General features: G+C 72.1%; 17 protein-coding genes and 2 tRNA genes. 6 read left to right on the top strand and 13 right to left on the bottom strand.

The genetic code is table 11. The annotated features are described in order from the left end of the window. The first annotated feature begins 186 nt into the window (after positions 1–186). Entirely contained in the window at positions 187–1,620 is a 1,434-nt protein-coding gene (locus ACIRD3_RS14755; RefSeq protein ID WP_402215696.1) for a glycosyltransferase family 2 protein, read from the top strand. Positions 1,621–1,687: 67 nt separating this feature from the next. After that, the gene (gene wecB, locus ACIRD3_RS14750) at positions 1,688–2,833 is read left to right on the top strand and encodes a non-hydrolyzing UDP-N-acetylglucosamine 2-epimerase (RefSeq protein WP_402215694.1); all 1,146 of its coding nucleotides are present in this window, start codon (positions 1,688–1,690) and stop codon (positions 2,831–2,833) included. Positions 2,834–2,855: 22 nt separating this feature from the next. Here the strand turns inward: wecB and ACIRD3_RS14745 are convergent, their stop codons facing one another. Next, positions 2,856–3,380, bottom strand: coding sequence for a hypothetical protein (locus tag ACIRD3_RS14745; RefSeq protein ID WP_402215691.1), 525 nt, complete (start codon positions 3,378–3,380; stop codon positions 2,856–2,858). Positions 3,381–3,695: 315 nt separating this feature from the next. Next, positions 3,696–6,335: a valine--tRNA ligase gene (locus ACIRD3_RS14740; RefSeq protein WP_402215689.1), complete on the bottom strand. Its 2,640-nt coding sequence runs from the start codon at positions 6,333–6,335 to the stop codon at positions 3,696–3,698. A 192-nt stretch (positions 6,336–6,527) separates the two neighbouring features. Between ACIRD3_RS14740 and ACIRD3_RS14735 the strand changes: the two genes are divergently transcribed. Continuing rightward, complete coding sequence (locus tag ACIRD3_RS14735; protein ID WP_402215686.1) at positions 6,528–7,331, top strand: hypothetical protein; 804 nt, start codon at positions 6,528–6,530, stop codon at positions 7,329–7,331. 81 nt (positions 7,332–7,412) lie between these two features. Here the strand turns inward: ACIRD3_RS14735 and clpX are convergent, their stop codons facing one another. The 5 genes from clpX to ACIRD3_RS14710 form a co-directional block, all read right to left on the bottom strand. Then, a complete protein-coding gene (gene clpX / locus ACIRD3_RS14730) occupies positions 7,413–8,702 on the bottom strand; it encodes an ATP-dependent Clp protease ATP-binding subunit ClpX (RefSeq protein ID WP_045696864.1) in 1,290 nt (429 codons plus the stop codon). Positions 8,703–8,984: 282 nt separating this feature from the next. After that, positions 8,985–9,647 carry an ATP-dependent Clp protease proteolytic subunit gene (locus tag ACIRD3_RS14725; protein ID WP_391489865.1) on the bottom strand — a complete coding sequence of 221 codons (663 nt, stop codon included), beginning with the start codon at positions 9,645–9,647 and terminating at the stop codon, positions 8,985–8,987. Between the two features lie 56 nt (positions 9,648–9,703). Beyond that, positions 9,704–10,321, bottom strand: coding sequence for an ATP-dependent Clp protease proteolytic subunit (locus ACIRD3_RS14720; RefSeq protein WP_046386806.1), 618 nt, complete (start codon positions 10,319–10,321; stop codon positions 9,704–9,706). A 268-nt stretch (positions 10,322–10,589) separates the two neighbouring features. After that, the gene (gene tig / locus ACIRD3_RS14715) at positions 10,590–11,963 is read right to left on the bottom strand and encodes a trigger factor (RefSeq protein WP_402215682.1); all 1,374 of its coding nucleotides are present in this window, start codon (positions 11,961–11,963) and stop codon (positions 10,590–10,592) included. A 293-nt stretch (positions 11,964–12,256) separates the two neighbouring features. Next, positions 12,257–12,330 (bottom strand) — tRNA-Pro (locus tag ACIRD3_RS14710). Positions 12,331–12,541: 211 nt separating this feature from the next. Between ACIRD3_RS14710 and ACIRD3_RS14705 the strand changes: the two genes are divergently transcribed. Further along, positions 12,542–12,612: transfer RNA gene (locus ACIRD3_RS14705), tRNA-Gly, on the top strand. Between the two features lie 77 nt (positions 12,613–12,689). On the opposite strand, the gene ACIRD3_RS14700 is transcribed toward ACIRD3_RS14705, so the two are convergent. Further along, complete coding sequence (locus ACIRD3_RS14700; protein ID WP_402215679.1) at positions 12,690–13,259, bottom strand: hypothetical protein; 570 nt, start codon at positions 13,257–13,259, stop codon at positions 12,690–12,692. 190 nt (positions 13,260–13,449) lie between these two features. Here ACIRD3_RS14700 and ACIRD3_RS14695 point away from each other — a divergent pair, with 190 nt between their 5' ends. Next, positions 13,450–14,241: a DUF6348 family protein gene (locus tag ACIRD3_RS14695; protein ID WP_402215676.1), complete on the top strand. Its 792-nt coding sequence runs from the start codon at positions 13,450–13,452 to the stop codon at positions 14,239–14,241. 3 nt (positions 14,242–14,244) lie between these two features. On the opposite strand, the gene ACIRD3_RS14690 is transcribed toward ACIRD3_RS14695, so the two are convergent. The 4 genes from ACIRD3_RS14690 to ACIRD3_RS14675 all read right to left on the bottom strand — a co-directional run bounded on the left by ACIRD3_RS14690 (position 14,245) and on the right by ACIRD3_RS14675 (position 17,664). Beyond that, on the bottom strand, positions 14,245–14,442 hold the full coding sequence (locus tag ACIRD3_RS14690; protein WP_030058274.1) for a hypothetical protein: 198 nt from the start codon (positions 14,440–14,442) through the stop codon (positions 14,245–14,247). 533 nt (positions 14,443–14,975) lie between these two features. Further along, a complete protein-coding gene (locus tag ACIRD3_RS14685; protein WP_402215673.1) occupies positions 14,976–16,115 on the bottom strand; it encodes a PP2C family protein-serine/threonine phosphatase in 1,140 nt (379 codons plus the stop codon). A 396-nt stretch (positions 16,116–16,511) separates the two neighbouring features. After that, complete coding sequence (locus ACIRD3_RS14680) at positions 16,512–16,997, bottom strand: ribose-5-phosphate isomerase (protein WP_402215670.1); 486 nt, start codon at positions 16,995–16,997, stop codon at positions 16,512–16,514. Positions 16,998–17,064: 67 nt separating this feature from the next. After that, complete coding sequence (locus tag ACIRD3_RS14675; protein WP_402215668.1) at positions 17,065–17,664, bottom strand: biotin transporter BioY; 600 nt, start codon at positions 17,662–17,664, stop codon at positions 17,065–17,067. A gap of 266 nt (positions 17,665–17,930) precedes the next feature. Between ACIRD3_RS14675 and ACIRD3_RS14670 the strand changes: the two genes are divergently transcribed. Further along, a complete protein-coding gene (locus tag ACIRD3_RS14670; protein WP_402215666.1) occupies positions 17,931–19,358 on the top strand; it encodes an amino acid permease in 1,428 nt (475 codons plus the stop codon). Between the two features lie 95 nt (positions 19,359–19,453). Here the strand turns inward: ACIRD3_RS14670 and ACIRD3_RS14665 are convergent, their stop codons facing one another. Further along, complete coding sequence (locus ACIRD3_RS14665) at positions 19,454–20,086, bottom strand: DsbA family protein (protein WP_402215663.1); 633 nt, start codon at positions 20,084–20,086, stop codon at positions 19,454–19,456. Positions 20,087–20,228 lie beyond the last annotated feature (142 nt).

Here is a 20,228-nt window from a genome sequence, read left to right as displayed (position 1 = left end):
CGGGGCGTCCTCACAGGGTGAGGGCCGGGGTGGCGGCCAGGGTGATGACGACCACTTTGTCCGGTCTTGGCCTTAACAGGGCAGTTTGATCGCTTTACTATTGCTTTAGCGAGTTTGAGCCGCAACGAAGCATCGATTCGCAACCACCAGGAGCCGCCAGCCTTAGATCACGAGGAGCACTGCGCCATGCCCGACGCCCTGCACGACTGGATCGAGCTTCACCGGGACGCCGTCGTCTGGGTCGCCGGACTGATCTCGCTGGCCCTCGTCGGCTACATGGCCCTCGTCTTCGGACGCTTCCTCGTGTACTGGGCCGGCTCCCGCCACGCCTTCCGGCACGACCGGCCCGCCGAGCCCGGCGACCCCGCCGCCTTCCAGTGGCACCTGGTGGTCCCCTGCCGCGACGAGGAGGCCGTGGTCACCCAGACCCTGGACGGCCTGCGGACCAGTGCGCCCGAGGCCCACCTGTGGGTGATCGACGACGACAGCGAGGACGCCACCCGCGAACTCGTGCTCGCCGCGGCCGCCCGCGACCCGCGCGTCCACCTCGTCCAGCGCCGCCGCCCGCACGCCCGGATCGGCAAGGGCGCCGCCCTCAACGCCGCCTACCGGGAGATCTCCGCTTGGCTGCCCGAGGGCACCGACCGCTCCCGCGTGGTGATCGGCGTCGTCGACGCCGACGGACAGCTCGACCCGGGCACCCTCGGCCGGGTCGCCAACGCCAAGGCGCTCGGCCGCCCCGACACCGGCGCCGTCCAGATCGGCGTCCGGATGCGCAACGCCGACGAGGAGCTCCCGCTGCCCGGCCGCGGTCGCGCCGCCAACGCCGTCGCCCGCGCCCTCGTCCGGATGCAGGACGTCGAGTTCCAGGCCAACAACGCCGGCATGCAGCTGCTGCGCCGCCGCACCGGCAGCGTCGGCCTCGGCGGCAACGGCCAGTTCGTCCGGCTCAGCGCGCTCGACTCGCTCACCACCGAGGAGGGCCGGGCCGGCCGCCCCTGGCCCGAGCGCGCGCTGCTGGAGGACTACGAGTCCGGACTGGACCTGCGCCTGGCCGGCTGGCGGCTCACCCACGTCACCGAGACCCAGGTCTCCCAGGAGGGCCTGGTCTCGCTGCGCCGCTTCCTCACCCAGCGCACCCGCTGGGCCCAGGGCAACATGCAGTGCCTGCGCTACACCGGCCGGGTGCTGCGCTCCCCGCACTACACCTGGGCCGGCAAGGCCGAGGTGATGTACACCTTCCTGCAGCCCGTGGTCTGCGTGCTGCTGGTGCTGCTGTTCCCGCTCTCGCTCGGGATCACCGCCGCCGGGCTGGTGCTCTTCCCCGCCGAGACCGCCGACTTCCAGCTCCGGTACGGGCCGTGGATGCTGCTCGCCTTCGGGCTCGCCACGCTGCCGATGGTGTTCTGGGGCCTCGCCTACCGCCGGGTCGTCCACCCCGACCGCAGCCGGCTGACCGGGCTGCTCTGGGGCGTCCTGGTCTGGCTGTACGCCTACCACCTCTTCGTGGTCGCCGCCCGGGCCGCCGTCCGGATGCTGCTCGGCCGCAACGGCTGGGCCAAGACCCGCCGCAACGCCGAGAAGGTCGCCCTCGGCGCCCCCACCGCGCTCGAATCCTGAGCCGCCCCCTCCCCCCGCCCCCTCCCCCGCGCTCTCCACCACCGTCGTCCCCACCGGAGCCTCCCGCATGAGCCTGTGCCTGCCCCCGAACAGTGTCGCCGTCGTCCTCGGCACCCGCCCCGAGCTGGTCAAGCTCGCCCCGCTGATCCACGAGCTCGGCGACGCCACCCGGCTGGTGCACACCGGCCAGCACTGGGACGAGGCGATGTCCGGCCGCTTCCTGCGGGACCTGGACCTCCCCCGGCCCGAGCTGCTCACCGGTGTCGGCGGCCGCCCCCGGGCCGGCCAGATCGCCCAGTCCCTCGGCCAGCTGGACGCCGTCTTCGCCGAGGACCGCCCCGCCGCCGTGGTCGTCCAGGGCGACACCAACGCCACCCTCGCCGGGGCCCTGGCCGCCAACGCCCGGGAGATCCCGCTGGTCCACGTCGAGGCCGGGCTGCGCAGCTTCGACCGGGCGATGCCCGAGGAGCACAACCGGGTGATGGTCGACCACGTCTCCGACCTGCTCTGCGCCGCCACCGAGGACAACGTCGCCAACCTGCGCGCCGAGTCCCTGGCCGAGGACCGGATCGAGCTCACCGGGAACACCGTCGTCGAGGTGGTCCGCCGTCAGCTGCCGGACGGGGCCGCCCGGGCGGCGCTGCTCGCCGCACACGGGCTGCGCCCGGACGGGTACGTGCTGGCCACGGTGCACCGCCCGGAGAACACCGACACCGCCGAGGCGCTCGGCGCGGTGCTCGCCGAGCTGGACCGGATCGCCCGGGCCGGCACCCCGGTGCTGTTCCCGATGCACCCGCGCACCCGGGCCGCCGTCGAGCGCTTCGGTCTGGACCGCCTGCTGGAGCGGCTGGCCGTCACCGGGCCGGTCGGCTACGCGGACTTCCTGGGCCTGGCGAGCCACGCGGCGCTGCTGGTCTCCGACTCCGGCGGCGTGCAGGAGGAGTGCACCGTGCTCGGCCGTCCGCTGCTGGTGGTGCGCCGCTCCACCGAGCGCCCGGAGGCCGTGGCGGCCGGCTTCGCCGCGCTGGTGCGGCCCGGCGAGGAACTGGGCGAGCTGGCCCGCGGCTGGCTCTCCGACACCCCCGAGCGCCTGGCCCGGCTCGCGGCCACCCCGAGCCCGTACGGCGACGGCCTGGCCTCGGCCCGGATCGCCGCGCTGACCGCCGCGCTCGCCGAGTCCGCCGACGCCGACGCAGCCCTGCTGGCCGCCTGACCCTCTTCCAGGAGCCGGACGCTCAGACCCCGGCCCGGGCCTCCGGCACGTGCGCGGCGCCGCCGTGCCGGCGGCGCAACTCGGCGGTGATCTCGGCCAGTTCGCCCTCCGGCAGCAGCGGCAGCATCATCGCGACGCCCTGCAGCAGACCGCCCAGCAGGAAGGTGGTGTCGGCCGTCGAGGCGACCAGGCCGCGCACCTCGGCCACCTCGCCGGCCGCCACCGCCTCGATCAGCCCGGCGGCGCTCGCGCTCTCCTCGTCCACGGCGACCGCGCCGGTGTCGGCCGGGGCGCGCCGGGCCATCGCCCGCAGCACGCGGTCACCGACCTCGGGGGCGTACGCCTTGCGGACGGCCTCGGCGGCGATCCAGGCGAGCAGCGTGGTCACCTCCCGCCCGGCGTGCTCGGCGAACAGCAGGTCCAGCTCGTGGTCGAACGCGAGCTGGTTCCCGTGCCGGAACGCGAGCAGCAGGGTCGCCGCCCTGGCCTTGGCCTCCTCGACCGCCTCGGCAGGCAGTTCGTCGGCCAACTCCTCGGTCACCACCACGCCGTGCCCTCCCGTCCGTCGCTGGGCAGAACGTTCAGCAGAAACGCCCTTCGGAAACTCCGTGCACACCGTACACATCCGACCTGCAAACTTCCGCGAACGCGCGCGGGCAAGACCGGAATCAATTCGCTCGGAATAGGACCTCACCCGGTCCAGGATGAATATTCGCCGGAAGGGAGCAATGTCGCTGCTCTATTCGGTGTAAGGAGATATCCGGTGACGCGGCCCCGGACGGGGCGGGCCGGCCGGAAACGGCGAGGGGCCGCACCCCGCGCGAAGCGGTGTGCGGCCCCTCGACGACCGGGCCGGTACGGCTCAGCCCTGCGGCAGCGCCGCGAGCTGGGCGGTGATCCGGGCGATGTCGGCCTCGGCGGCCTCCTGGCGCGCCTTGATCTTGGCGACCACCTCGTCCGGCGCCTTGGCGAGGAACGCCTCGTTGCCGAGCTTGGCGGTGGTCTGGGCCTTCTCCTTCTCGGCGGCCGCGAGGTCCTTGGCGAGGCGCTTGCGCTCCGCCGCGACGTCGATGGTGCCGGAGAGGTCCAGCGCGACGGTGGCGCCGGCGACCGGCAGCGAGGCGGTGGCCGCGAAGCCCTCCTCGGGGACGGTCAGCCGCAGCAGCGAGCGGATCGCGTCCTCGTGGGCGGCGAGCGAGGTGCCGTCCAGCCCGAGCTTCGCCGGGACGCGCTGGCCCGGCTTGAGGCCCTGGTCCGTACGGAACCGGCGGACCTCGGTGACGACCTGCTGCAGGGTGGCGATCTCCGCCTCGGCCGCGGCGTCGCGGAAGCCGCTGTCGGTCGGCCAGTCGGCGATGACGACGGACTCCGCGCCGGTGAGCGTGGTCCACAGCGTCTCGGTGACGAACGGCACGATCGGGTGCAGCAGGCGCAGCGTGACGTCCAGGACCTCGCCGAGCACCCGGCGCGCGGCGTCGGCCTGCGGGCCGCCCTTGGCCAGGGTGGTCTTGGAGAGCTCGACGTACCAGTCGAAGACCTCGTCCCAGGCGAAGTGGTAGAGCGCCTCGGAGAGCTTGGAGAACTGGTAGTCCTCGTACAGCCCGTCCACCTCGGCGACGGTGCTGTTCAGCCGCGACAGGATCCAGCGGTCGCTCGCGGTCAGCTCCTCCGGCGCGGGCAGCGGGCCCTCGACGGTGGCGCCGTTCATCAGCGCGAAGCGGGTGGCGTTCCAGATCTTGTTGGCGAAGTTGCGGGCCGCCTGGACCCAGTCCTCGCCGATCGGCACGTCGACGCCCGGGTTGGCACCGCGCGCCAGCGTGAAGCGCAGCGCGTCGGAGCCGTACTTGTCCATCCAGTCCAGCGGGTTGACGACGTTGCCGAAGGACTTCGACATCTTCTTGCCGTTCTGGTCACGGACCATGCCGTGCAGCGCGATGGTGTGGAACGGCGGGGTGCCGTCCATCGCGTAGAGACCGAACATCATCATCCGGGCGACCCAGAAGAACAGGATGTCGTAGCCGGTGACCAGGACGGAGTTCGGGTAGAACTTCGCGAGGCTCTCGGTCTGCTCCGGCCAGCCGAGCGTGGAGAACGGCCACAGGCCGGAGGAGAACCAGGTGTCCAGGACGTCGGTGTCCTGGTGCCAGCCCTCGCCGGCGGGCGGCTGCTCGTCGGGGCCGACGCAGACGACCTCGCCGTTCGGGCCGTACCAGACCGGGATGCGGTGGCCCCACCACAGCTGGCGCGAGATGCACCAGTCGTGCAGGTTGTCGACCCAGTCGAAGTACCGCTTCTCCATCTCCTGCGGGTGGATCTTGACCTTGCCGTCGCGGACGGCGTCACCGGCGGCCTGGGCGAGCGGGCCGACCTTGACCCACCACTGCATGGACAGCCGCGGCTCGATCGTGGTCTTGCAGCGCGAGCAGTGGCCCACCGAGTGGACGTACGGGCGCTTCTCGGCGACGATCCGGCCCTCGGCCCGCAGCGCGGCGACGATCGCCGAGCGGGCCTCCAGGCGGTCCAGGCCGAGGAAGGGGCCGTGCACGGTGATGACGGCGTGCTCGTCCATGACGGCGATGTTCGGCAGGTTGTGCCGCTGGCCGATCTCGAAGTCGTTCGGGTCGTGCGCGGGCGTCACCTTGACGGCGCCGGTGCCGAACTCCGGGTCGACGTGGGCGTCGGCGACGATCGGGATCCGGCGGCCGGTCAGCGGCAGCTCGATCTCGGTGCCGACCAGGTGCTTGTAGCGCTCGTCCTCCGGGTGGACGGCGACCGCGGTGTCGCCCAGCATCGTCTCGGCGCGCGTGGTGGCGACGACGATGGCGTTCTCGCCCTCGCCGTAGCGGATCGAGACCAGCTCGCCGTCGTCGTCCTGGTACTCCACCTCGATGTCCGAGATGGCGGTCAGGCAGCGCGGGCACCAGTTGATGATGCGCTCGGCGCGGTAGATCAGCTCGTCGTCGAAGAGCTTCTTGAAGATGGTCTGGACGGCCTGGGACAGGCCCTCGTCCATGGTGAAGCGCTCGCGGGACCAGTCCACGCCGTCGCCCAGGCGCCGCATCTGGCCGGAGATCTGGCCGCCGGACTCCGCCTTCCACTTCCAGACGCGCTCGACGAAGGCCTCGCGGCCCAGGTCGTGGCGGGACTTGCCCTCCTTGGCGAGCTCGCGCTCGACCACGTTCTGGGTGGCGATGCCGGCGTGGTCCATGCCGGGCTGCCACAGGGCCTCGTAGCCCTGCATGCGCTTGCGGCGGACCAGGGCGTCGATCAGCGTGTGCTCGAAGGCGTGGCCCAGGTGCAGGCTGCCGGTGACGTTGGGCGGGGGGATGACGATGGTGAACGGCGGCTTGTCGCTCTTCGCGTCGGCGCTGAAGTACCCACGCTCCACCCAGCGCTCGTACAGCTCGCCCTCTACGTCCGCCGGGGTGTAGGTCGTCGGGAGGGTGGCTGCTTCGTCCCCGGCGGAGGTGCTCACGGGGCGCTGGTTCGTCGTGTCGGTCACGACGCACAGTTTACGTAACCGTGGGGGCGGGTTACGAACCGCTTTCGGTCCGTGGACGCGCCGCGCCCGGGCGGGCCCGGGACGGTCACCGTGCGGTAGCGTGCGCGGGCGACTCGTCCGGTTGACCGGACGTGCACGGATCGACTCCACACCACGACAGGCCGCGGGTGCGGCGGGGGAGCACAGACGCAGATGTACGGCCAGGGACAGCAGTATCCGCAGGGACAGCCGCAGCCTTACGGGGGCCAGCCGCAGTACGGCCAGCCGCCGCAGCAGCCCTACGGCGCCCCGCAGCCCCAGTACGGCTACCCGCCGCAGCAGCCCTACGGCGCGCCCCAGCAGCCGTACGGCGTGCCGCCGCAGGCGCCCTACGGGCAGCCCGGCTACCCGGCGGCCCCGCCGCCGCAGAAGGGCAAGGGCGGCCTGGTGATCGGACTGGTGATCGGCGCGCTGGTGCTGGGCGGCGGCGGCTTCGCCGCGTGGAAGTTCCTCGGCGCAGACTCGGGCGGCAAGTACAAGATCACGTCGCCGCAGACCCTGGCCGACGGCTACGTCCAGAAGTCGTCCAAGGAGCAGGCCGCCGACATGAGCAAGCCCGAGGCGTCCAAGCTCGGCTCGGACCTCCACGTGCTGGTGGCCAGCTACAGCAAGGGCTCGGACGCGATGGACACCTTCTCGGTGGTCGGCGTCTACGGCGACCTCAACGACCCCGGGCAGATCATCGAGGACTCCAAGAAGGACAGCGGCGGCATGTCCCTCTCGATGACCGACTTCCCGGCGCAGGACGCCAACAACTCCTCGGCGAAGCTCTCCTGCGGCACGTCGACCGTGCTCGGCAAGCCCGGCCCGACGATCTGCGTGTGGGCGGACAAGTCCACCACCGGCCGGGTCTCGTTCACCAAGGTCAGCCTGAACGGCGGCGGCCAGCCGCTCACCGCGGAGCAGGCGGCCGCCAAGACCCGGACCATCCGCGACGCCATGGTCGTGGCCAGGTAGCACCCGCGCCGCACGGCGTCCGCAGCGAACGGAGGGGCCCCGCACCGGATCGGTGCGGGGCCCCTCCGTTCGCTGCGGACGTCAGGCGCTCTTCTCGCGGCGCTCGCGCTTGATCATGTCGCGCGGGACGAGGGTGGGGATGGCGTGCTTGGACACCACGTCCCCGGTGACCACCACGCGGGCGACGTCCTGGCGCGAGGGGACCTCGTACATCACGGACATCAGCACCTCCTCCATGATGGCCCGCAGCCCGCGCGCGCCGGTGCCGCGCAGGATCGCCTGGTCGGCGATCGCCTCCAGCGCGTCCCGGGAGAACTCCAGCTCCACGCCGTCCAGTTCGAAGAGCTTGCGGTACTGCTTGACCAGCGCGTTGCGCGGCTCGGTGAGGATCTGCAGCAGCGCCTCGCGGTCCAGGTTGTGCACGCTGGTGATCACCGGCAGACGGCCGATGAACTCGGGGATCATGCCGAACTTCACCAGGTCCTCGGGCATCACCTGGCGGAAGTGGTCGCTGGCGTCCGACTCCCGCTTGGAACGGATGTTGGCGCCGAAGCCGATGCCCTTGGCACCCGCGCGGCCCTCGATGATCCGCTCCAGGCCGGCGAACGCGCCGCCGACGATGAACAGCACGTTGGTGGTGTCGATCTGGATGAACTCCTGGTGCGGGTGCTTGCGCCCGCCCTGCGGCGGCACCGACGCGGTGGTGCCCTCCAGGATCTTCAGCAGGGCCTGCTGCACGCCCTCGCCGGAGACGTCCCGGGTGATCGACGGGTTCTCGCTCTTGCGGGCGACCTTGTCGATCTCGTCGATGTAGATGATCCCGGTCTCGGCCTTCTTGACGTCGTAGTCGGCCGCCTGGATCAGCTTGAGCAGGATGTTCTCGACGTCCTCGCCGACGTAGCCGGCCTCGGTCAGCGCGGTGGCGTCCGCGATCGCGAACGGCACGTTGAGCATCCGGGCCAGGGTCTGCGCCAGCAGCGTCTTGCCGGAGCCGGTGGGGCCCAGCAGCAGGATGTTGGACTTGGCCAGCTCGATGGCGTCCTCGCGGCCGTTGCCGCCGCTGCGCCCCGCCTCGCCCGCCTGGACGCGCTTGTAGTGGTTGTAGACGGCCACCGACAGCGCCTTCTTGGCGAGGTCCTGGCCGACCACGTACTGGTCCAGGAACTCGTAGATCTCGCGCGGCTTCGGGAGTTCCTCGAAGCGCACCTCGGAGGTCTCGGCGAGTTCCTCCTCGATGATCTCGTTGCACAGGTCGATGCACTCGTCGCAGATGTACACGCCTGGGCCGGCGATCAGCTTCTTCACCTGCTTCTGGGACTTGCCGCAGAACGAGCACTTGAGCAGGTCGCCACCGTCTCCGATGCGTGCCACGAGGTGCTTCCCCTTCGCCAGGGGCCCCGCGGGGGTTCCGGGGCCTGGTGCTGTGGACCGTCAACGCCGACGGCGCTCGGTCTCGCTATCCGACGGTACTCTGCCGGGCCCGTGATTCCGTCCTCTTCGCCGGGTCTGCCCTACGCCCTGGGCGAATTGATACCGAACAGATGCCGTGGCCCGGACCCCGCCGATGGGTGGGGGCGGGACGCGCACCGACGGTGCGCGTCCCGCCCCGGTGGGCCCTCCGCGCCCGCGGACGGACCCGGAGGACGGCCGGCCTCAGGAGGTCAGCGAGGTCTTGCGGGTGGAGATGATCTGGTCGACCAGGCCGTACTCGACGGCCTCCTCGGCGGTGAGGATCTTGTCGCGCTCGATGTCGTCGCGCACCTGCTCCACCGACTTGTTGGAGTGCTTGGACAGCATCTCCTCCAGCTGCTCGCGCATCCGGAAGATCTCCTTCGCCTGGATCTCCAGGTCGGACACCTGACCGCGGCCGGTCTCGGTGTACGGCTGGTGGATCAGGATCCGGGCGTTCGGCAGCGCCATCCGCTTGCCGGGGGTGCCGGCGGCGAGCAGCACGGCCGCGGCGGAGGCCGCCTGGCCCATGCAGACCGTGGTGATGTCCGGCTTCACGTACTGCATGGTGTCGTAGATGGCCGTCAGGGCCGTGAACGAGCCGCCGGGCGAGTTGATGTACATCTGGATCTCGCGGTCCGGGTCCATCGACTCCAGGCACAGCAGCTGCGCCATGATGTCGTTCGCCGAGACGTCGTCCACCTGCGAGCCGAGGAAGATGATGCGCTCCTCGAACAGCTTGGCGTACGGGTCGTACTCACGGATGCCCTGGGTGGTGCGCTCGACGAAGCGCGGGACGATGTAGCGGCCCTCGGCGCGCATGTCCTCGACGCGGGCCTGGGCGGCCGACAGGCTGGGGATGTTCATGGGGGTTCTAGTCCTCCGGGGCGTTGTGGCTGTGGTCTCGTGGGCCGGGCCGAGGCTCAGGCGCCCGTGCCGCCGCCGCCGGGGACGTCCGCGGCGCTGTGCATGATCGCGTCGATGAGGCCGTACTCCAGGGCCTCCTCGGGGGTGAACCAGCGGTCGCGGTCGGAGTCCCTGGTGATCTGCTCGAAGGACTGGCCGCTGTGGAAGGCGATCAGCTCGGACATCCGCTTCTTGGTGCGGAGCAGCTGCTCGGCCTGGATGCGGATGTCGGTGGCGGAGCCGCCGAGGCCCGCGGAGGGCTGGTGCATCAGGATGTTGGCGTTCGGCAGCGAGAAGCGCTTGCCCTTGGCGCCGGCGGTCAGCAGGAACTGACCCATCGAGGCGGCCATGCCCATCGCGATGGTGACGACGTCGTTCTTGATGTACTGCATGGTGTCGTAGATCGCCATGCCGGCCGAGATCGAGCCGCCCGGGGAGTTGATGTAGAGGAAGATGTCCTTTTCCGGGTCCGCGGCCAGCAGCAGCAGCTGGGCGGTGATCTTGTTGGCGATGTCGTCGTCGACCTGCTGGCCGAGGAAGATGATCCGCTCGTTCAGCAGCCGGTTGTAGACCTGGTCGCCAAGGCCGCCGAGCACGTCACCAGCGGCGGCGTGCGGCGCCATCGGGCCAGGCATCTGCATCTGCGGGAACGTCACTTAGCCACCTGCTCAGTCGATTTGGACGGTCGCTCGACGGCCGTCACGGTGTCGCACAGCTTCCGGGTATCACGTCGTGATTGTTGCTGTCCAAGGACCCTAACGCGCAGGCCGGGCCGCAGAATCCCTCACGCAGAACTGTTCGCTGTGAGCGCAGGGTCGCGGCGGCCCCCGGGCGGGAACACGGCGGGCCCGGACACCTTGACGGCGTCCGGGCCCGCTGCGTGCCTCAGGGGGCTACCGGGGCTCAGGCCTCGGTCTTCTCCTCGGCGGCCTCGACGGTCTCGGCCGTCTCGTCCTCGTCGTCGAAGTTGATCTCGTTGCCCTCGGTGTCGACGACCTTGGCGGCCTCGACCACGGTGGCCAGGGCCTTGCCGCGGGCGACCTCGCCGACCAGCAGCGGCACCTGGCCACCCTGGACGACCTGCTGCGCGAACTGGTCGGGGGTGAGGCCCGAGCCGGCGGCGCGGCGGATGAGGTGCTCGGTCAGCTCCTCCTGGTTAACACCCAGCTCCTCGTTGGCGACGATCTGGTCCAGGACGAACTGGGTCTTGATGCCCTTCTTCGCCTGCTCCTCGATCTCCGCGTCCCACTCCTCGCGGGTCTTGCCCTGGGTCTCCAGGTAGGTGTCGAGGTTCAGGCCCATCGGCTCCAGCTGGTGGTGCTCGACGTTGTGCTTGCGGGTCTGGATCTCGTCCGCGAGCAGCTTCTCGGGGTACTCGATGTCGACCAGCGCGAGGAGGGCGTCCAGCACCTTCTCCTGGGCCTGGGTGGCCTGGTCGTACTCCTTCATGCGCTCCAGGCGCTTGCGGGAGTCGCCGCGCAGCTCCTCCAGGGTGTCGAACTCGCTGGCCAGCTGGGCGAACTCGTCGTCCAGCTCCGGCAGCTCCTTCTCCTGGACGGCGGTGACGGTGACGGTGACCTCGGAGGTCTTGCCCGCCTGGGTGCCACCCTTGAGCTCGGTCTCGAAGGTCTTCTCCTCGCCGGCCGACAGGCCGACGACGGCCTCGTCGATGCCGTCGATCAGACGGCCCGAGCCGATCTCGTAGCTCACGCCGGTGGCGGTGCCGTCCTCCGGCACCTCACCGTCGACCTTGGCGACCAGGTCCACGACCACGATGTCGCCGGCGGCCGCGGCGCGCTCGACGTCCTTGACCGAGGAGAAGCGCTCGCGCAGCTGCTCCAGCGACTTCTCGACGTCCTCGTCGGAGACGGCGATCGGGTCGACGGTCACCTCGATGGAGGAGAACTCCGGCAGGGTGATCTCGGGGCGGACGTCCACCTCGGCGGTGAACTTCAGGTCACCGCCGTCGGCGATCTTCTCGACACCCTCGATGTTGGTGATGTCGGGCTGGCCGAGGACCTCGATCTTGCCCTCGTCGACGGCCTGCGTGTAGAAGCGCGGCAGGGCGTCGTTGACGGCCTCCTCCAGCACGGCACCACGGCCGAAGCGCTGGTCGATGACGCGAGCCGGGATCTTGCCCTTGCGGAAGCCCGGAACCGTGACCTGCTGGTTGATCTTCTTGTACGCCGCGTCGAGGCTGGGCTTGAGCTCCTCGAAGGGCACCTCGACGGTGAGTCGAACCCGGGTCGGGTTCAGAGTCTCGACGGCGCTCTTCACGGTTAGGTCTCCTAGGGGCTTGCGGTCAGGTTGTCTCCGCCCGGCCCCGCCGCCCGGCCGGAGCCGTACGGGTGGGTCGGACGAGACGGGCGATGGGCGGTTGGAGCTGCATCTCCCGTGGGGTGGACGGTGAGCTTGACTCCTCGCCCTCGTGCGGTTGACCTGGGTGGACGCCACAGGGACTACCGCCAGCGTCCCATCCTACCGGTACCACGAAAGGCGGACGCCAGGCGCCACCGTACCGGCTGAACAGAACAGGGCCCCGCCCCGGTGGGCGAGACCCTGCCGCACTGTCGGGGTGACCGGATTCGAACCGACGGCCTTCCGCTCCCAAAGCGGACGCGCTACCAAACTGCGCCACACCCCGTGGTGCCGAGAGGAAGCGTACACGGCGGGCCTGTTCGGCTCGCCGACTATTTCCGCCCCGGCGCGACAGGGACTTCGCGGGCCTCCGGGCCGGGTGTGCGGGGGCCGCGCGGAAAGCGTCGCGGGGGGCCGCGCGGAAAGCGGTGTGCACGCGGGCGGCCGGACCAGGTAGGCTGTCCCCCGAACTTCCGGCCGCCACGGCTGGGGGTCGCGCGGGCGTAGCTCAATGGTAGAGCCCTAGTCTTCCAAACTAGTCACGCGAGTTCGATTCTCGTCGCCCGCTCTTCGTCCGGCCCCGGTGCGCACCACGCGCACCGGGGCCGGTTGCGTTTCCGGCGGCCGTACGGGTGTCGGCGCCGCTCACAGCCCGAGGCGGGCGGCCCGGGCCGCGGCCCGGTCGAGCAGTTGGTGGACGTCGCCCTCCCGGGTGGTGGGGCGGTCGTTGAACTCGTCCGGGGAGCGCGCCGGGCGGCCGGTGCCGTGCAGCACCTCCATCAGCTGGACCCGGGCGGTGCGGACGGTGGCCGGGGTGCCGTAGCCGTGCGCCAGCACCGCGGCCTGGGCGCCGAGCAGGCAGACCCGGCCGGCCTCGTCCCACATCGCGCCCTGCAGCCAGCCGTGGGCGCCGATGTAGCGGGAGGCGAGCCGCAGGTGGTCGGCCGCGGTGACCGGGACGGGACGGGCGGGGCGGCGCAGCGCCCGGTCGAGCAGGGTGGCCCTGGGCAGCGGGTGGCCGGCGTACCAGGGGCTGGTGGTGGTGCCGTACGGACAGACGTACGGCACGGGGGTGCGGGCGGGGCCGGGCAGCGAGGCGAGGTAGGCCTCGATCTCGGCGACCAGGCCGGAGCCGTCCGGGCGGATCGGGAGCGGGCCGATCGGGAGCGGGCGGGCCGGGAGCGGAGGGGGCGTCAGGTCGGTGGTGCGGGGCATGCGGGTTCTCCGGGCGGACGGTGCGAGGGTTCCGCTGCCCAAAGTGGGGCATTCAGCACATTTCCGCGACCGGAGGGCCGGGACGTCCGGACGGTTTCCCGGTTGGGTGCCGGGCCGATAGCCTCGGCGGCGTTCGAGCGCAGTTCGAGCGCGAGCTCAGCGGCCGCGCTCCCGATGTGGAGGAGTCCCGGTGCGTCCGCAGGAGCGACTGGCCGTCATACAGCGCTGTGTGGTCCGGGAGATGGCGCGGCTGGGCCAGGTGTTCCGCCTGGACGGCGAGGTGGTGCGCGGCCCCGGGACCACGGCGGTGGCGGTGCGCGAGCATCCGGGGGACGACGGCGCCGGCCACGTGGACCTCGGCTTCGTGCTGGAACTCGGCCGGGCGGACGCGCCGGTGGTGTGGGACTGCGCGGCCGGCCTCGGCAAGACCGAGGAGGAGAAGCTCGCCAACGCGGTGAAGATGTGGGCGACGACCACCGCTTCGGTGCTGGTCGAGCTGGCGGAGGGCCGCGGGGTGCACGCCGACCGCGTGGACCTGCCCGGGCTCCCGGGCTGGGGGGCGGTCCAGGGGCCGGCCGCGGTGTTCGGCTTCGGCAACGAGCACCTGGCGGGCTGGCTCGCCGAGAACCGGGTGCTGCCGGCGCTGGCCCCCGCGCTGCGCCCGGAGCTGACCGGGCCCGGGCCGGTCGGGGTGAAGCTCTTCCTGGGCGGGAAGGCGGGCGACGACGTCGCCGAGGTCCGGGTGGGCGGCGAGGTGTCGGAGGCGGCCTCGGCGGCGCTGCGCGCGCTGGACTGGCCGCGAGGTGAACGGCTGTGCTGGGCCCGGCTGTTCGCGCTCCTGACGGCCGAGGGGACGGCACCGGAGCGGGCCGCGCCGGCGGGTGCCGCGGCACCCGCACCGATGCGCGTCCCGGCCCCGGCGGCGGCGCGCCCCCGGGGACTGTTCGCCCGCTGGCGGGAGGCCAGACGGGCCGGGCGGTGACGATCAGCCTCCGGTGATGCTGGAGATGCTGTGCGCGAGGTTGGCCAGCAGGGAGTTGATCGAGGTCGCGACCGTGGTCTCGTGCAGCATGAAGCCGAACAGGGCGGCGACGATCGCGTGCGGGATCTTCATCTGCTTGTTGCGGATGAAGATGATGCTCAGGATCGCGAACAGGACCAGCGCGGAGACGGAGAGGGCCACCCGGACTCACTTCCTCGTTTTCATAGCGGGGTGCCACCACCCGGCGACACCAGCGAAAGCCGGACCCCGGCATGTCCGTCCGACGGTCCCGAGGCGGAATCGCGGACCGTCCGACACACCGCCGGTGAGGGAGCCCGCGGTCGACCGCAGTCTGTCGTGCCGCACGTGACGCCCCCTATCCCCCGAATCCTGAACAGTCCCGCCCGGACTCAGTGTGGTCGACCGTGCCGATTGCGTAAAGGTCTGACAGTCAGCCCAACGCCGATATCCTGCGATGCGAGACGAGTTTCCGCCGACCGGGACGATAGCCGGTCGGTGCTGACGAATCGTCGGCGGGGCCGTGCTGAGCGGCCGGGAAACGGTCGGGGGCGGGGAACGGAAGCCGCTGGTCCGGTCAGCCGACGGGCCGTCCGATTTGGCCGAAGATCAGCTGCCAGGCTTGACAGCCGCTGCCCGCGGCATGTGCCGGGAGCCGAGCGCGCAGGTCACCGGCCGGTCGTGCCCGGTCGGGCCCGGACCGTCCTGATCCGCGCTCAGTCGCGCCAGAGCAGCAGCACCGCGCGGTCGTCGTTGATGTCCCGGGCCACCGTCTCGATCAGCGCCGCGGCGGCGCCCGCTCCCGCGCCCCGGCCCCCACCGGGCACCAGCCGGTCCGCCTCGCCCATCAGCCGGTCCATGCCCTCGGTGAGGTCCCGGCCGGGCGCCTCGACCATGCCGTCGGTGCACAGCAGCAGGACGTCGCCCCGGTTCAGCCGGCCGCGCACACCCTCGAACTTGGCGCCGTCGTAGATCCCGAGCAGCGGGCCCTCGGCCTCCTTGACCTCCCAGCGGCCCTCGCCCGCGAGCCGCTGCATGCCCGGCAGGTGCCCGGCGGACAGCAGCTCGTACTCGCCGGTGTCCAGGTCCAGCACCAGGTGCACGGCGGTGGCGAAGCCCTCGTCCCAGGACTGGCGCAGCAGGTAGCCGTTGGCCGCGGGCAGGAAGTCGTGCGCGGGCAGCGAGCCGACCAGGCCGCCGAAGGCGCCGGAGAGCAGCAGCGCGCGGGAGCCGGCGTCCATGCCCTTGCCGGAGACGTCCGCGAGGACCACCTCCAGCAGCCGCTGGCCGGGGCCGGTCCGGGCGGCGACCACGAAGTCCCCGGAGAAGGACTGGCCGCCGGCCGGGCGCAGCGCCATGTCCGCGTGCCAGCCGGCCGGCAGCGCGGGCACCCGGCTCTGCACCCGCAGCCGCTCGCGCAGGTCGAAGAGCATCGTGGAGCCGCCCCACCAGGGCACACCGACCCGGGCCCGGAACTGGGCCAGCAGCAGGCCGCCCACCCCGGCGGCGCCGACCACCAGGGCCGCGCCCGGGGTCACGCCGTAGACGTAGGCCTCCGGGTTGTCGCTGGCGACCCGCTGGCCGGTGTGGATCACGGACTCGGCGGACAGGCCGAGCGCGGCCAGCGCGTAGAGCACCACCAGGCTGCCGGGGCGCAGCAGCAGCGCGCCGGCCAGGATCGGCAGCACCAGGGAGGTCGGCGGGGCCCAGTCGGGGAGCCAGATGTTGAGCAGGATCATCAGCGGGACGAGCAGGGCGAGCGCGCAGAGCACCGGCCAGTCGGCGGCGCCGCCGCGGAAGTAGTCCACCCCGGCCGTGCGCAGCCTTCGGCGGACCCGGCGGAGCCTCTTGCGCAACCGGGCCGTCACGGGCTCGGACGCCGTGGCGGCGCCGGGCCTCGTCGCAGTCGTCTGGGGCGGTGCGCCCGGCGGTCTGCCAGCCATGGGGTCCGACCCTATCCACGGCACGGCCCGGCGTCGACGGCTCGGACGTCGGCGGGGGCGCCGGAGTGCGGGGCGCTCAGCGGGTTTCGGCCGATCGGAGCGGGTGCGGGCACGTCGTCAGGAGGCGTGCGCCGGTTGGGCGGAGGATTCGCGCGGACGGCGTGTGCGCCCCGCGCGCGGGGGCCGTCCGCGCGCCGCGGCCTGTGGCCGATCCCACAGGGCGGACCGGGCCGCCGGGGAGCCCGGGAACGGCGGCGGCCGACCGCACGGGAGCGTGCGGCCGGCCGTGGGCGGACGGGGGTGGCGGGATCAGCCCTGGGGGTGGTGGGCCGGGATCGGCGGGAGCTCGCCGGTGGTCTCGTACTCGCTCAGCATCTCGATCCGGCGGGTGTGCCGGGGCTCGCCGCTGTAGGGGGTGTTGAGGAAGACCTCGACGAACTTGGTGGCCTCGTCCTCGGTGTGCATGCGGCCGCCGATGGAGATCACGTTGGCGTTGTTGTGCTGACGGCCGAGCTCGGCGGTCTGCGTGCTCCAGGCCAGCGCGGCCCGGACGCCCTTGACCTTGTTGGCGGCGATCGCCTCGCCGTTGCCCGAGCCGCCGATCACGACGCCCAGCGCCTCCGGGTCGGCGGCGGTGCGCTCGGCGGCGCGCAGGCAGAACGGCGGGTAGTCGTCCTCGGCGTCGTAGATGTGCGGACCGCAGTCGACCGGCTCGTGGCCGGCCTCCTTCAGCCACTCCACGAGGTGGTTCTTCAGTTCGTATCCGGCATGGTCGGAGCCCAGGTACACGCGCATGCCATGAGTGTGGCATGCGGGTCCGCCCGGGCCCGACAACGGGGGCCGGGGGCCGGCGGCGGTCGCGTCAGCGCCGGCCGAGCAGCTTCCAGGCCAGCGGCAGGGCGCCGGCGGCGAAGGCGGCCTTGAGGGCGTCGCCGACCAGGTACGGGTAGAGGCCGAGCTCGGCGGCGCGGGCGAGCGTCACGTGCAGCGACAGGGCCAGGTACGGGACGCCGACCGCGTAGACGGCGAGGCTGCCGAGGGCCATGGTGACGGCGGTGTTCAGCGGGCTGCGGTCGGCGCCGCGGCGGGCCAGCGCACCGGTGAGGGCGGCGGCGAGGACGAAGCCGAGCACGTAGCCGAGGGAGGGCATCGCCCAGCCGGAGGTGCCCTCGGCGAACCAGGGCAGGCCCGCCATGCCGGCGAGCAGGTAGAGGGCGAGCGAGGCGGCGCCGCGGCGGGCGCCGAGCGCGGTACCGACCAGCAGGGCGGCGAAGGTCTGTCCGGTGACCGGCACCGGCGAGCCCGGGACGTTCACCGACAGCTGGGCGGCCACGCCGGTGAGCGCGGCGCCGCCGGCCACCAGGGCCAGGTCGCGGACCTGGCCGCCGAGGCGCGTGGTGGCGGCGGGCAGCAGGTCGGCGAGGACGGCGCGGCGCGGCATCGGGGTGGTGGCAGTGGCCATCGGGGGATCCTCCGTGGGGTCCAGGTGAGTGAACACCTGTGAACCTACGCGGTGATCCACTGCGCTTCGTACACGGTTTCGGACAAAGCCCCGCCCTCGGGCGTTGTCGGAACCGGCCCGAAACGGCGAAGCGTCACCGGCTCGTCACGCTCCGCTCCCGCCCGGTCCGCAATGTGGGCCCGGGCCGGACCTGCTTGGCATGGATCGAGGTGTCCCCGGATATTGGACAGCTCATGTCGCATACCGCACAGTCTGGATCCACCTCCATGGCCCCCACCTCCGCGCCCCCGGCGCCCGGGACGACCGACGCCGCAGGCCCGGCCCCGGGAAGCCAGCAGCTCTCGCACGGGCTGAAGCAGCGTCACCTGTCGATGATCGCCCTCGGCGGCGTGATCGGCGCGGGCCTCTTCGTCGGCTCCGGCGCGGGCATCGCGGCCGCGGGCCCGGCGATCATCCTGGCCTTCGCGCTCTCCGGCCTGCTGGTCATGCTGATCATGCGGATGCTCGGCGAGATGTCCGCGGCCCGCCCCGCCTCCGGCTCGTTCTCGGTGCACGCCGAGAAGGAGATCGGCCCGTGGGCCGGGATCACCGCGGGCTGGATGTACTGGGTGATGCTCTGCTGCGGCGTCGCCGCCGAGGCCACCGCCGCCGGGAAGATCGTCAACGGCTGGATACCGGGCGTCTCCGCCTGGGTCTGGGTCGCGCTGTTCATGGTCTTCTTCTGCGCCAGCAACCTCACCGCCGTGAAGAACTTCGGCGAGTTCGAGTTCTGGTTCGCCACCGTCAAGGTCGCCGCGATCATCGCCTTCCTGGTCCTCGGCGGGCTCGGCATCGCCGGGGTGATCGGCCCCGGCGCCCCCGGCACGGCCAACCTCACCGGCCACGGCGGCTTCCTGCCCACCGGCGTCAGCGGACTGATCGTCGGTCTGCTCGCCTCGGTCTTCGCGTACGGCGGTCTGGAGACCGTCACCATCGCCGCCGCCGAGTCCGACGACCCCAAGAAGAACGTCGCCAACGCCGTGCGCACCGCGGTGTGGCGGATCGCGATCTTCTACATCGGCTCGATGGCCCTGGTCGTCACCCTGGTCTCCTGGAAGGACCCGGCGGTCGTCGCGGACGGCCCGTACGTCACCGTGCTGCGCCACCTCGGGGTGCCCGGCGCCGGGGCGATCATGCAGATCGTGGTGCTGATCGCGCTGCTGTCCGCGATGAACGCCAACATCTACGGCGCCTCCCGGATGGCGTACTCGCTGGTCGGCCGCGGCCAGGGACCCAAGGCGCTGGCCAAGGTCAGCGGCGGGGTGCCGCGCCGGGCCGTGCTGGCCTCCTGCCTGTTCGGCTTCGGCGCCGTGCTGGCCGCCAAGTTCTGGCCGGACACCGTGTTCACCTGGCTGATGAACACCACCGGGGTGGCCATCCTGGTGGTCTGGCTGTTCATCTGCGCGGTCCAGCTGAGGATGCGCCGCCGCCTGGAGCGCGAGGCGCCCGAGCTGCTCACCGTGAAGATGTGGGGCTACCCGTACCTGACCTGGGTCGCGATGGCCGGTGTGGCCGGCATCCTCGCGCTGATGACCACCACCGAGGGCAACCGGGAGCAGCTGTACGCGGCCGGGGTGCTGGTCGCGGTGCTGGTCGTCGCCGGTCTGCTCAAGCAGCGCCGGGACGCCGCCGCCCGGCTGACGCCCGGCGGCTGACCCGGCGGGCGCCACCGACCGGTACCCGCCACCGGCTGTGGCACGCGGAGGGCCCGGTACCGAACCTCGGTACCGGGCCCTCCGCGTGGCCGCCGCTACTCGAAGGAGGGGCCGGCCGTCCGGGTGCGCTTGATCTCGTAGAACCCCGGGGTGGAGGCCACCAGCAGGGTGCCGTCCCAGAGCCGGGCCGCGGCCTCGCCCTTCGGGGCCGGGGTGACCACCGGGCCGAAGAACGCGACCCGCTCGCCGTCCGCGCCCTCCACCGCGATCACCGGGGTGCCGACGTCCTCGCCGACCAGGGTGATGCCCTCCTGGTGGGAGGCGCGCAGGGCCTCGTCGTGGATGTCGGTGCCGGCCGCGTCGGCCAGCTCGGCGGGCAGGCCCGCGGCCACCAGGGCGGCCTCGATGGTCTCCCGGTCCTGCGGCAGGCCCTGGTTGTGGAAGCGCACGCCCAGCTCGGTGTAGAGCCGGCCGAGCACCTCCTCCCCGTGCTTCTCGGCGGCGGCGATGCACACCCGCACCGCGCCCCAGGCGTTGTTCAGCAGCTCGCGGTAGTTGTCCGGCAGGTCCCGGTGCTCGTTCAGCACCGACAGGCTCATCACGTGCCAGCGCACGTCGACCGGGCGCAGCTGCTGGACCTCGATCAGCCAGCGGGAGGTCATCCACGCCCACGGGCAGGCCGGGTCGAACCAGAAGTCGGCGGTCTTGCGCTCAGCGGCAGTCGTCACTGCGGGTCGTCCTTCGTGAGGTGGTCGAGGTGGTCCGAGACAGGGGTACTCCCCCAGGGCCCCAACACCCGGACGACGCCGCTGATTCCGCCGTCGACGCGTCGGTCTGTGCAATGGTACCGACGGCGGGGAGCGTGAAAGG

Origin of the sequence: Kitasatospora sp. NPDC093550, from assembly GCF_044764985.1 — a bacterium.
GTDB lineage: Bacteria > Actinomycetota > Actinomycetes > Streptomycetales > Streptomycetaceae > Kitasatospora.
Note: the sequence above shows the minus strand (reverse complement) of the source record. Positions and strands in the feature narration are given on the sequence as shown.